This window comes from Conexibacter sp. CPCC 205762, from assembly GCF_030646155.1.
Classification (GTDB): domain Bacteria; phylum Actinomycetota; class Thermoleophilia; order Solirubrobacterales; family Solirubrobacteraceae; genus Conexibacter.
Map to the genome: position 1 here is coordinate 1 of NZ_JAUTDN010000077.1, position 10,992 is coordinate 10,992.

12 protein-coding genes are annotated in these 10,992 nt (G+C 74.5%); 2 read left to right on the forward strand and 10 right to left on the reverse strand.

Annotation, left to right across the window (positions count from 1 at the left end):
* Positions 1 to 74 precede the first annotated feature (74 nt).
* Positions 75 to 797: an acylphosphatase gene (locus Q7L73_RS28035; protein ID WP_304695964.1), complete on the reverse strand. Its 723-nt coding sequence runs from the start codon at positions 795 to 797 to the stop codon at positions 75 to 77.
* 227 nt (positions 798 to 1,024) lie between these two features.
* Complete coding sequence (locus tag Q7L73_RS28040) at positions 1,025 to 1,936, reverse strand: PfkB family carbohydrate kinase (protein WP_304695962.1); 912 nt, start codon at positions 1,934 to 1,936, stop codon at positions 1,025 to 1,027.
* Between the two features lie 168 nt (positions 1,937 to 2,104).
* Between Q7L73_RS28040 and Q7L73_RS28045 the strand changes: the two genes are divergently transcribed.
* On the forward strand, positions 2,105 to 2,596 hold the full coding sequence (locus Q7L73_RS28045) for a GNAT family N-acetyltransferase (protein WP_304695960.1): 492 nt from the start codon (positions 2,105 to 2,107) through the stop codon (positions 2,594 to 2,596).
* Here the strand turns inward: Q7L73_RS28045 and Q7L73_RS28050 are convergent.
* Both Q7L73_RS28050 and Q7L73_RS28055 read right to left on the reverse strand, forming a co-directional pair.
* Positions 2,575 to 2,892 (reverse strand): hypothetical protein, encoded by a 318-nt coding sequence (locus Q7L73_RS28050; protein ID WP_304695958.1) that lies wholly within the window; start codon positions 2,890 to 2,892, stop codon positions 2,575 to 2,577. The genes Q7L73_RS28045 and Q7L73_RS28050 overlap by 22 nt on opposite strands.
* Before the next feature lie 99 nt (positions 2,893 to 2,991).
* Positions 2,992 to 4,038 (reverse strand): Atu2307/SP_0267 family LLM class monooxygenase, encoded by a 1,047-nt coding sequence (locus Q7L73_RS28055; RefSeq protein ID WP_304695956.1) that lies wholly within the window; start codon positions 4,036 to 4,038, stop codon positions 2,992 to 2,994.
* Between the two features lie 77 nt (positions 4,039 to 4,115).
* Here Q7L73_RS28055 and Q7L73_RS28060 point away from each other — a divergent pair, with 77 nt between their 5' ends.
* Positions 4,116 to 4,796 carry a vancomycin high temperature exclusion protein gene (locus tag Q7L73_RS28060; protein WP_304695954.1) on the forward strand — a complete coding sequence of 227 codons (681 nt, stop codon included), beginning with the start codon at positions 4,116 to 4,118 and terminating at the stop codon, positions 4,794 to 4,796.
* Positions 4,797 to 4,798: 2 nt separating this feature from the next.
* On the opposite strand, the gene Q7L73_RS28065 is transcribed toward Q7L73_RS28060, so the two are convergent.
* From Q7L73_RS28065 to Q7L73_RS28090, 6 genes are all read right to left on the reverse strand, one after another.
* Positions 4,799 to 6,160, reverse strand: coding sequence for an NAD(P)/FAD-dependent oxidoreductase (locus tag Q7L73_RS28065; protein WP_304695952.1), 1,362 nt, complete (start codon positions 6,158 to 6,160; stop codon positions 4,799 to 4,801).
* Positions 6,161 to 6,374: 214 nt separating this feature from the next.
* Positions 6,375 to 6,770 (reverse strand): hypothetical protein, encoded by a 396-nt coding sequence (locus Q7L73_RS28070; protein WP_304695950.1) that lies wholly within the window; start codon positions 6,768 to 6,770, stop codon positions 6,375 to 6,377.
* Between the two features lie 65 nt (positions 6,771 to 6,835).
* Positions 6,836 to 8,134: a dihydrolipoamide acetyltransferase family protein gene (locus Q7L73_RS28075; protein WP_304695948.1), complete on the reverse strand. Its 1,299-nt coding sequence runs from the start codon at positions 8,132 to 8,134 to the stop codon at positions 6,836 to 6,838.
* Positions 8,115 to 9,077, reverse strand: a complete 963-nt coding sequence (locus tag Q7L73_RS28080; protein ID WP_304695946.1) for an alpha-ketoacid dehydrogenase subunit beta — start codon at positions 9,075 to 9,077, stop codon at positions 8,115 to 8,117. The genes Q7L73_RS28075 and Q7L73_RS28080 overlap by 20 nt, the downstream gene beginning before the upstream one ends.
* Positions 9,077 to 10,147 (reverse strand): thiamine pyrophosphate-dependent dehydrogenase E1 component subunit alpha, encoded by a 1,071-nt coding sequence (locus Q7L73_RS28085; RefSeq protein ID WP_304695945.1) that lies wholly within the window; start codon positions 10,145 to 10,147, stop codon positions 9,077 to 9,079. Before Q7L73_RS28085 ends, Q7L73_RS28080 begins: the two co-directional genes overlap by 1 nt.
* A gap of 93 nt (positions 10,148 to 10,240) precedes the next feature.
* Positions 10,241 to 10,992: CdaR family transcriptional regulator (locus Q7L73_RS28090; protein WP_304715773.1), on the reverse strand; the 752-nt coding region annotated here is incomplete at its 5' end.

The following is a 10,992-nucleotide window of genomic DNA, read 5'->3' on the forward strand; positions in this document are numbered from 1 at the left end:
CGCGGCGCGGCGGGTCCGCGCGGCGGCGGGCGCGGCGGGGCGGGCGCGGCGGCGCTGCAGCGGGCGCGGCGCGCTCAGAGCGTCCGGTCGGAGACGACGGAGCGCGGCTGCTCGGCGACGACGTCAGAGCCGGGCCGCGCCTCGTCGTCCTTGCGCTTGACCAGCAGCCACTGCTGCTTGCCGGATCTGTCGATGCGGGTGCGCTGGAGCGCCCAGCCGCCGCGCAGCTTCTCGCCGTGCAGCACGAAGACCGCGTGGCCGCGCGCGATCGCCTCCGGCCACGGCACGCGCCCGCCCTGCTCGTAGACGCCGCGATCCCAGACGATCACGTTGTCGCCCTCGTAGTCGTTGTGGCTCATCGCATGGTCCTCGACCTGGACCGCGAGCCGCTTCGCCGCCGGGTCCAGCGACGGGCCCTTCGGCAGCGCCCACGAGCGCATCACGCCGTCGACCTCCAGCCGGAAGTCCCAGTGGTGCGCGGTCGCCTGGTGCTCCTGCACGACGAAGACGCCGGCCGCGACGCCGCGCACGGCGAACTGCTCGTGGCCCTCTCTTCTGACCGGCTCGACCTCGACCCGCTCGACCACGGCGGCCGGCGGTCCCTCCCCCAGCCATGTGACCAACCGCTCGACCGCGGCGGCATCGCCCTCGGCGTGGACGCGGACGGCGCCGTCGTCGTCGTTGCGGACCCAGCCGAGCAGGCCCAGCTCGCGCGCCGCCTCGATCGTCGCGGCGCGGTAGCCGACGTCCTGCACGCGCCCCGTCACGACGGCGCGGATCGCTCTGCTCGAGGCCATGCGCTGACAGTAGCGCGCCAGTTCGCCGAGCTGGGCGAGATGCTGACGACGATCGACCGCATCCACGCGCGCGGCGACGCCTACGCCGCCTCTGCGAGGAGTTCGTCGTCAGCGGCCGGCTGCGCAACGAGCGCGTCTACGACTGGCTCGAGCGCAACCTGAAGCCGACCAGAGGCTGAGGCCGGGCAGGCGCCGGCGTCGCGGCGCGCGCCGACCGGGCGCGCGCGTCAGACGCGGGCGCGGAGGGCGGTGACTTCGTCGCGGTCGGCGAAGGTGCCGCGCGCGCCGGCGGCGGTGGTCGCGTGCGCGCCGGCGGCGACGGCGTCGGAGACCGCCTCCTCCAGCGTCTCGCCGGCCGCGAGCGCGGCGGCGAGCGCGCCGCGGAAGGCGTCGCCGGCGCCGGTCGTGTCGACGACCTCGACCCGCGGCGCCGGGAAGGTGCGCGGCGCGACGCCGGCGGCGGTGTAGAGGTCGGCGCCGGCCGGGCCGCGGGTGACGATCACCGCGCCCGCGCCGGCGGCGAGCAGCGCGTCGGCGGGCGCGGTCCCCTGCGCGCTGCCGGCGACGGTCGCGATCTCGTGCTCGTTGGGGACGATCAGCGCGTTCGGCGGTATCAGCTCGGCCGACAGCGGCTGGGCCGGCGTCGGGTCGAGCAGGAAGCGGAGGCCGTGCGCGGCTGCGGCGCGGGCGGCGGCGGTCACGACCGGCAGCGGGATCTCGAGGTTGCTGAGCACGATCGCGCCCGGCGCGGCGAGCGCGTCGATCGCCTTCGCGACCTGCGTCGGCGCGATCGTCGCGTTGGCGCCGGCCGCGATCACGATCGCGTTCTCGCCCGCGTCGTCGACGACGACGATCGCCTGCCCGGTGCCGACGCCCGGCGCCCGCTCGACGCGGCCGATCGAAACGCCGCCGGCGCGCAGCGCGGCGAGCGCGCGGTCGCCGGCCGCATCGGCCCCGACCGCGCCGACGAGCGAGGTCGGCGCGCCCAGCCGCGCGGCGGCGCAGGCGGCGTTGGCGCCCTTGCCGCCCGGCAGCAGCGCGAAGTCGTCCCTCGCGGCGACCGTCTCGCCCGGTTGCGGGATCGACGCGCGCACGAGCACGTCCTCATTGACCGACCCGACGACGATGACGCGACTCACGGCCGCGAGCGTACCGGGCCGGCGCCCGCCGCGCCCGCCGCCTCCGTTCCCGCTCGGCCGCTCAGCCCGTGCCGCGCGCCGCAGCCGGCAGCCGGATCGCCCGTCCGGCCGCCACGTGTACGCTCACGCGACGATGGGCGAACCGCAGACGGCGCCGACCCCGAGCCGATGAGCGCGCCGCCGCCCGCGATCGCGCTGCGGCCGGCGACGCCGCAGGACCAGCCGTTCCTGCTGCGCGTCTACGCCAGCACGCGCGAGCAGGAGCTGGCGCAGGTGCCGTTCACGCCGGAGCAGAAGGCGGCCTTCGTCGGCCAGCAGTTTCAGGCGCAGAGCGTCCACTACGCGCGCCACTACGGCGATGCCTCCTTCGACGTCGTCGAAGTCGACGGCGCGCCGGCCGGGCGGCTGATCGTCGCGCGTGCGGAGGAGACGCTGCTGATCGTCGACGTCGCGCTGCTGCCGGAGTTCCGCGGCGCCGGGATCGGCACGCGGCTGCTGGCACCGCTGCTGGCCGAGGCCGACGCCGCCGGCAAGCGGATCTCGATCCACGTCGAGCGCGAGAACCCGGCGCAGCGGCTCTACGCGCGCCTCGGCTTCGCCCCCGTCGCCGACGAGGGCGTCTACCAGCTGTGGGAGCGTCAGGCGAAGACGGCCTCGTAGCGGACGCCGTCGGCGTCCTGCCCGATCGGCACGAGGAAGATCTCCAGCGTCCCGAGCCGCTCGTGGCGCAGCGGGAAGATCTGCTGCGGAAGCACCGTCGCGAACGGGACGCGGAAGCGCAGCGCGAACGGCTGGCGGGCGGCGTCGTCGCCCGCGCCGGCGACCTCGACGGCCGCATCCAGCGTGAACGCCAGCTCCAGCGTCTCAGCGCCGTCGGTCGCGGTCAGCGTCAGCGCGAACGTGTCGCCGACGTGCGGCGCGAACTGCTCCAGCGTCAGCTGCGCGAGGTCGCTCACGCGCCCACCCGCGTGCCGGTGCGATCGAGTGTCGGGGAGTACATCCCGCGATCATGACCGTCGCGCCGGACTGCTGCAAATCGCGGGTGGGCGGCTGCGCTAGGCGGTCGCCTCCGCCGCCGGCTCGCGCCTGGCGATCTCCGCCCGCACGAGCGGCGCGACCTCGCTGCCGAACAGCTCGATCGAGCGCATCACGGCGGCGTGGTCGACGGCGCCGACGCTCATCTGGCCGACGTAGCGATCCATCGCGAACAGCTCGTGCTCGTAGAGGATCTTCTCCGCGACCTGCTCCGGCGTGCCGACGTTGAGCGCGGCGCGCGGCCCGCGCAGCGCCTCGTACTCGCGCCGGCCCGACGGCGGCCAGCCGCGCTCGCGCCCGACCCGGTTCATCACCTCGAGGTACGGGTGGGCGAAGGCGGCGTCGGCCTGCGCCAGCGTCTCGCCGACGAAGGCGTGCGTGTTGATCGCCACGCGCTCCTCCTCCGGCGTGTGCCCGGCGGCGGCCCACGCCTCGCGGTAGAGATCGACGAGCGGCGCGAAGCGGGCCGGCATGCCGCCGATGATCGCGATCGTCAGCGGCAGCCCGAGCGTGCCGGCGCGCACGACCGACTCCGGCGAGCCGCCGACGGCGACCCACACCGGCAGCGGCTGCTGCACGGCCTGCGGCCAGACGGCGACGCCGTTCAGCGGCGCGCGGAATCTGCCCGACCAGGTGACGTTGGAGGGATCGGCGGCGAGCTTGACCAGCAGCCGCAGCTTCTCGTCGTAGAGCTCGTCGTAGTCGTCGAGGTCGTAGCCGAACAGCGGGAACGACTCGACGAACGAGCCGCGGCCGGCCATGATCTCGGCGCGGCCGCCGGAGATCAGGTCGACCTCGGCGAACTGCTGGTAGACGCGCACCGGGTCGTCGGAGCTGAGCACGGTGACGGCGCTGGAGAGGCGGATTCTCTCGGTCTGCGCGGCGACGGCGGCGAGCGCGACGGCCGGCGCGGAGACGAGGTAGTCGGGGCGGTGGTGCTCGCCGATCGCGAAGAGGTCGAGACCGGCCTGGTCGGCCAGTCGGGCCTCCTCCAGCAGGTCGCGCATGCGCTCCTGCGGGCTTGTGCCGGCGCCGAGATCAGCGAAGGTGGCGAGTCCGAGTTCCATGCCGCTCAGCGTAGCAGAGTTGATTGCACACGCAACTATGCCGAGGCCCGCGCCGGCGGGTCGGTAGGGTCTGGCGCATGCGCATTCCTCTGCCCGCGTCGCGCCGCCGCCGTCGCCTGCTGGCCGGCGTGCTCGCGATCGCCCTCGCCGGCGTGCTGCTGGTCGCCGGCTCCAACGCGCTCGTGCTGCTCGGCGGCGGCGGCAGCGCGACCGTCGCCGACGCGCCGCACGCGCAGGTCGCGCTGGTGCTCGGCGCGCAGGTGACGAGAGATGGGCGGATGTCGACGATGCTCGCCGACCGCGTGCGCGTCGCGGCCGAGCTGTACCGCGCCGGCAAGGTCGACAAGGTGCTGGCCTCGGGCGATCACGGCCGGCCCGAGTACGACGAGGTCAACGCGATGCGGACGGCGCTGATCGCGCAGGGCGTGCCGCCGCGCGACGTCTTCACCGACCACGCCGGCTTCGACACGTGGGACAGCGCCGTGCGGGCGCGCGAGGTCTTCGACGTCTCCTCCGCGCTCGTCGTGACGCAGGGCTTCCACCTCCCCCGCGCCGTCTGGCTGGCGCGGCGCGCGGGGCTGGAGGCGACCGGCGTCGCCGCCGACCTGACCGGCTACGGCCGCGCCCAGCAGCGCAGCGAGGTGCGCGAGGTGCTCGCGCGCGTGAAGGCGGTCGAGCAGGTCGTGACCGGGGCCGACCCGCGCTTCCTCGGGCCGGAGATCCCGGTCAGCGGCGACGGCCGCGCCAGCCTCGGCTGAGGCTAGGCGGCGACCTTCGAGCGGGTGCGGGTCGCCTCGATCTCCTCGTGGACCTGCTCGTCGGAGAGCAGCGAGGCGGGGCTGATCAGGCGCTCGCGGCGGTTGCGGGCGACGATCGTCCACATCCAGCGGGCGACCGCCTCGAAGCGGTTGCCCCAGCCGACCAGGTAGGCGACGTGGACGAAGGCCCAGATGTAGAAGGCGAGCTGGCCGGTGAGCTTGACGCCTCTGACCGAGGCGACCGCGCGCGTGCGGCCGATCGTCGCCATCGTGCCCTTGTCCTTGTAGGAGAACGACGGCGGCGCCGGGTACTCGTTCAGGCGCGTGGAGATCACCTTCGCGACGTACTTGCCCTCCTGGATCGCCGCCTGCGCGACGCCGGGGACGCCGGGGCGCGAGACCATGTCGCCGATCGCGAAGACCTCGGGGTGGACCGGCAGCGTCAGGTCGTGGCGGACGAGCAGGCGACCGGCGCGGTCGCTGCTCGTGCCGGACGCGTCGGCGAGCATTCTCGCCAGCGGCGAGGCCTGCACGCCGGCGGCCCAGAGGACGGTGCGCGAGGCGATCCGTCTGGTCGAGCCGTCGCCGTCGGTCGCGCGCACCTCGATCCCCTCGTCGTCGATGTCGACGGCCATCTGGCCGACCTCGACGTCGACGCCGAGCTTGCGCAGGTCGTGCGCGGCGTGGTCGCGCAGCTTCTCGGGGAACGGCGGCAGCACGGTCGGGGCGGCGTCGAGCAGCACGACCCTGGCGGCGCGCGGGTCGATCGCGCGGTGCTCCTTCTTGAGGATGCGGCGCGCGAGGATCGCGATCTGACCGGCCAGCTCGACGCCCGTCGGGCCGGCGCCGACGACGACGAAGGTCAGCAGCGCGTCGCGCTCCTCCTGCGTCTGCGCCTGCTCGGCCAGCTCGAACGACCAGAGGATGCGGCTGCGGACGCGGTTGGCGTCGTCGAGCGTCTTCATCCCGGGCGCGGCGGTCGCCCAGTCGTCGTTGCCGAAGTAGGAGTGGGTCGCGCCGGCCGCCACGATCAGCGTGTCGTACGGGATCTCCATCTCATGCTGCGCGACCGCGTGGACGACTCTCCTGTCGAGGTCGAAGCGCTCGACCTCGCCCATCAGCACGCGCACGTTGTCCTGCCCGCGGAAGAGCGAGCGCAGCGCCGGCGCGACCTGGCCGGGCGACAGCACGCCCGTCGCCACCTGGTACAGCAGCGGCTGGAAGAGGTGATGGTTGTTGCGGTCGATCAGCGTGACGTCGACGGGGAGCCGCTTCAGCGCCTTCGCGGCGCGGACGCCGCCGAAGCCGCCTCCGACGATGACGACGCGATGGCGGCGAGATGGGTTGTGGGCCGTGCTACCCATGGAGCGGTCTCCTCTGACGAGATCGAACGAACGGGATCGATCTCAGTGTGGCGAGCGAGTGTGGTGTGTTCTGTGAGATCGATCCCACAGAAGGCGGACCGCAGCGAGCGTGAAGATCCGTCACAATCGCTGGGCGACTGGGTTGGCCTCTACCTCCCGGTCGCCGGGCCCCGGAGCGTGTCACTTCGCTCGCGGGGCCGCTTTTGTGCTCGCGCTATTCGGCCTGGCGGCCGAGCAGGCCGACGAAGCGGTCGACGCGGCGGCGCTCGTCGTCGGTGAGCGGGCCGCCGGCCTCGATCAGCAGCGTCATCGGGCCGCGCTCCTGCGCCCACGTGCGGACGCGCGGGCTGAAGTCGGCGGCGAACCAGATCAGCGGGCGCGCGGCGGCATGGGCGATCACCGTCTCGTCCTGCTCGGGCGCCGTCGGCTCGTTGCGCAGCAGCACGATCGTGCGCTGGTCGAGCGCGTGCGCGAGCGCGTCGACGGCGGCGAGCGTGCTGGCGTCGGCGAGCAGCGCGAGGTCGCCGTCCTGCAGCAGCTCGGCGGCCCAGGTCTCGGCGCCGGTGAGCGCCGCCGGGGCGCAGACGAGATGGAAGAGCGGATCGGCCATGCCAGAAACGTACCGGCTGCGCGCGCCTCGGTGCCAGCCGGCCGGCGCGCACGCTCGCCGATCGCTCAGTGCGTCTCCAGCCGTCTGCGCAGCGCGGTCAGGAAGCGCGCCGCGTAGACGCCGTCCATCGCGCGGTGGTCCCACGACATGCAGAGGTTGACGATCGGGCGGATCGCGATCGACTCGTTGCCGTCCCCGTCGGTCACCACCACCGGCCGCCGCACGACCGCCTCCAGGTCGAGGATCGCGACCTGCGGCACGTTGATCACCGGCGTCGCGATCAGCGCCCCGTGGGCGCCAGGGTTGGTGATCGTGAAGGTGGCGCCGCGCACCTCCTCGGGCTGGAGCCGTCTCTCGCGAGCACGCGTGGCGAGGTCCTTGACGCGTCTGCCGAGGCCCTCCGGCGTCAGCTCCTGCGCGTCGCGGATCACCGGCACGATCAGGCCGTCGTCGCCGAGCGAGACGGCGATCCCGAGCTGGACCGCGTCGTATGTCGTGAGCGTGTCGCCGTCGAGCGTCGCGTTGAGGTCGGGGAAATCTCTCAGCGTCTCGATCGTCGCGCGCGCGACCAGCGGCAGGGCGGTCAGCCCCAGCTCGCGCCGGCGCCGCTCGACCCGCGACATGTCGCACTCGACGATCGTCGTGCAGGTCGCGGCGACGGAGAGCGAGGTGCGCATCGCCGCGCCGATCGATCTGCGCATCCGCGACAGCTCGCGGGGTGCGCCGCCGCCGCTGGGGACGAGCGGCGGCGGCGCAGGGGCGGGATCGGGGTCTGGTCTGTAGGGGGATTCGCTGTGAAGCGGGCGCTCCTCGGGCTCGGGCGGCGCGGGCGCGGGCGTGAGGCCGTTGCCGTTGACGCGGCCGTTGACGTGCGCGAGGACGTCCTTCTTGGTGACGCGCCCGCCGCGCCCGGAGCCCGCGACGCCCGCGAGGTCGACGCCATGCGTCGCCGCGATCCGCGACACGACCGGCGAATAGCGGCGCGCGTCGGGACCTCCGGACGTTTGACCCCCTGTGAGGGGTGCGGACGTCCGGTGCTCCGGTGGAGGCGGCGGGGGCGCGGGGGCGAGGTCGGCCGGCGCATCCGACGTGGCGATCCGTGCGAGCACGGTGCCGACGTCGACCGTCTCCCCCGCCTCCACCAGCAGCTCCGCCAGCGTCCCGGCGCACGGCGCCGGCACCTCCGTGTCGACCTTGTCGGAGGAGATGTCGCAGACGACCGCGTCGGGCGCCAGCCGCTCGCCGATCGCGACGCGCCATTCGACGACGGTCGCCTCGGCGATCGAGCTGCCCATCGCGGGCATCGTCACGTCGACCAGCGCGAGCCCGTCGAGCGTGCTGGCATCAGTAGTCGAGGAGCTCACGGATCGCCTCCTTCACGCGCGTCGTGCCGGGCAGCACGGCCTGCTCCAGCGGCGGGCTGAACGGGATCGGGACGTCGGGGGTGGCGAGGCGGCGGACCGGGCCGTCGAGGTCCTCGAACGCGCGGTCGGCGATCAGCGCCGCGACCTGGGCGCCGGCCGCGCAGGTCGCGTTCGCCTCGTCCAGCACGAGCGCCTTCGAGGTCTTGCGGACGCTCGCGAGGATCGCCTCCTCGTCGAGCGGCACGAGCGAGCGCAGGTCGACCACCTCCACGTCGGCCTCCAGCTCGGAGACCGCCTCCAGCGCGGTGTGGACCATCGCGCCGTAGGCGAAGACGCTCAGGTCCTCCCCCGGGCGCGCGATCCGCGCGGTCATCGGCGTCGGCAGCGCGGCCTCGGGGACCTCGCCCTTCACGCGCCGGTAGAGGTGCTTGTGCTCGAGGAAGATGACCGGGTTGGGATCGCGGATCGCGGCGGCGAGCAGTCCCTTCGCGTCGGCCGGCGTGGACGGCGCGACGACCTTCAGACCGGGCGCGTGCATGAACCACGCCTCCGGGTTCTGCGAGTGGAACGGGCCGCCGGAGAAGCCGCCGCCGACCGGCAGCCGCACCGTCAGCGGAACCGCCAGCCCGAGCCGGTAGTGCATCTTGCCGGCGACGTTGACGAGCTGGTCGAAGCCGCAGGCGACGAAGTCGCCGAACTGCATCTCGCAGACCGGCCGCAGCCCCGCCAGCGCGGCGCCGACGGCGGTCCCGACGATGCCGGCCTCGGCGATCGGGGTGTCGCGCACGCGCGCGGCGCCGAACTCCTCCAGCAGGCCGTCGGTGACCTTGAAGGCGCCGCCGAAGGCGCCGACGTCCTCCCCCATCACGAAGACGCGCTCGTCGCTGCGCATCTCCTCGCGCAGGCCGTCGGAGATCGCCTGCAGGTAGGTGCGGACGGCCATCACGCGGCCGCCGCGCTGGGAAGTCGCTGCGCCATCGCCGCGAAGCCCGACCAGCGCTCGGCGCCGCGGCCGAGCTGCTCGCCCGCGGGCGCGCTCGTGCAGAAGACGCCCTCGGTCGCCGTCGCCGGGTCGGGCATCGGCGCCGTCAGCGCGACTGCGACCGCCTCGGCGACCTCGGCGGCGACGTCCTCGGCGAGGCCGGTCACGTCGAGACCGCGCTCGGTCAGGCGCGCGCTGTAGCGGTCGATCGGGTCTCTCGCTGCCCACTCCGCGATCAGGCCGGGATCGACGTAGCGGGCGTCGTCGTGGGCGCCGTGGCCGTGCATGCGGAAGGTCTGCGCCTCGATCAGCGTCGGGCCGTCGCCGGCCAGCGCGCGCTCGCGCGCGTCGTGCGCGGCGACGAAGACCGCCTCGACGTCGTTGCCGTCGACCGTCGTCGCGTGGACGCCGTAGGCGGCGGCGCGCTCGATCGGGTCGCGGGCGAACTGGCGCGCGCTCGGCGTCGAGTAGGCGAGCTGGTTGCACTCCATCAGGAAGATCACCGGCAGGCGGTCGAGGCCGGCCCAGTTCATCGCCTCGTGCCAGTCGCCGCGCGAGGTCGCGCCGTCGCCGAAGAAGGTCAGCGCGCAACGCTGCTCGGCGCGCATCCTGTACGCCATCGCCAGACCGGTCGCGACGACCATCATGTCGGGCAGCATCGAGACCATCCCGACGACGCCGACGCCCTTGTCGCCGAAGTGGACGTTGCCCTCGCGGCCGTGGCTGAGCGCGTTCTCGCGGCCCATGTAGTGCTGGAAGATCTGCGTCAGGTCGGTGCCCTTGACGAGGTGGGCGCCGAGGTCGCGGATCAGCGGCGAGCAGACCGGGTCGGCGCCGCTCAGCGCCCACGTCGCGCCGACGCTGACCGCCTCCTGGCCGCGACCGTCGTAGAACGAGCCGGGGATCTTGCCCTGCTTGTAGAGCGCGTTGCCGCGCTCCTCGACGGCCCGCATCAGCAGCATCTGGCGGAGCAGGCCGACGCGGTCGTCGTCGCTCAACAGCTCGCCCGCTCGGCGATCGAAGCTCTCCATGCAGCGAGACTACGGTCGGCCGCTGGGCCGATCCACGAACGCCGGTCGCGGCCTGCGGGGGCGGCGGACGACGGCTGTCGCGTGGCCTTCTGGTCAGCCCTGGCCCGCGAGCCGCCGCAACCGCAGCGCCATGTGCAATTGCAGGCGATCCTCGCCAGAACGCAGGTCGACCTGAGCGACCTCTTCGATCCGGTGGAGGCGGCCGTAGAGGCTCGAGCGGTGGAGGAAGAGCTGCTCGGCGGCGGCCCGCGCGTCGCCGCCGAGGTCGAGGTAGCAGGCGAGCGTCGGCACGAGCGTGGAGGCCTCCGAGGAGGCGAGCAGGCGGTCCAGCGCTGTGTTCGGTGGCGGCGCGGCGCCCTCGGGCAGCAGCGCGGCGAGCGTGCGGTAGGCGCCGAGCGCCTCCCACGCGACGACCGCTCCGAAGCCGCCGACCGCCCGTCCGACGCGCAGGGCGGTGCGCGCCTGCGCGTAGGCGAGCGCCAGCTCGGCGGCGGCCGGCCGCGCCTCACCGGCGCCGACGAGCGGCGCCCAGCCGGGCGCGTCGGCGAGGTTGGCGGCGGCGGCCGCGGCGAGCGCCTGCGCCCGCTTGGCCAGCTCCGCGGCGTTCTGGCAGGCGAGCACGCAGACGACCCGCTCCCCGCCGACGCGCACGAGCAGATGGTGCGGCGCGAGCCCGCGGCGGACGTGCTCGGCGGCGGCCGCGAGACGGACGCGGATCGGGTCGGGGACGGAGACCTGCCCGCCGCCCGCCTCGTGCGCGGCGGCGCCGTTCGCGGATGCGGCGGGCGCGGGCGGACGCGGTGCGGCGGCGGGCGGGCGCGGTGCGGCGCCGGCCGGGCGCGGCG

What these genes read in the sequence shown, in the direction of transcription:
- Q7L73_RS28080 (WP_304695946.1), bottom strand. Translation starts at nt 9,077, where the DNA reads ATGGCCGTCCGCACCTACCTGCAGGCGATCTCCGACGGCCTGCGCGAG.
- Q7L73_RS28070 (WP_304695950.1), bottom strand. Translation starts at nt 6,770, where the DNA reads ATGGCCGATCCGCTCTTCCATCTCGTCTGCGCCCCGGCGGCGCTCACC.
- Q7L73_RS28065 (WP_304695952.1), bottom strand. Translation starts at nt 6,160, where the DNA reads ATGGGTAGCACGGCCCACAACCCATCTCGCCGCCATCGCGTCGTCATC.
- Q7L73_RS28035 (WP_304695964.1), bottom strand. Translation starts at nt 797, where the DNA reads ATGGCCTCGAGCAGAGCGATCCGCGCCGTCGTGACGGGGCGCGTGCAG.
- Q7L73_RS28085 (WP_304695945.1), bottom strand. Translation starts at nt 10,147, where the DNA reads ATGGAGAGCTTCGATCGCCGAGCGGGCGAGCTGTTGAGCGACGACGAC.
- Q7L73_RS28045 (WP_304695960.1), top strand. Translation starts at nt 2,105, where the DNA reads ATGAGCGCGCCGCCGCCCGCGATCGCGCTGCGGCCGGCGACGCCGCAG.
- Q7L73_RS28055 (WP_304695956.1), bottom strand. Translation starts at nt 4,038, where the DNA reads ATGGAACTCGGACTCGCCACCTTCGCTGATCTCGGCGCCGGCACAAGC.
- Q7L73_RS28060 (WP_304695954.1), top strand. Translation starts at nt 4,116, where the DNA reads ATGCGCATTCCTCTGCCCGCGTCGCGCCGCCGCCGTCGCCTGCTGGCC.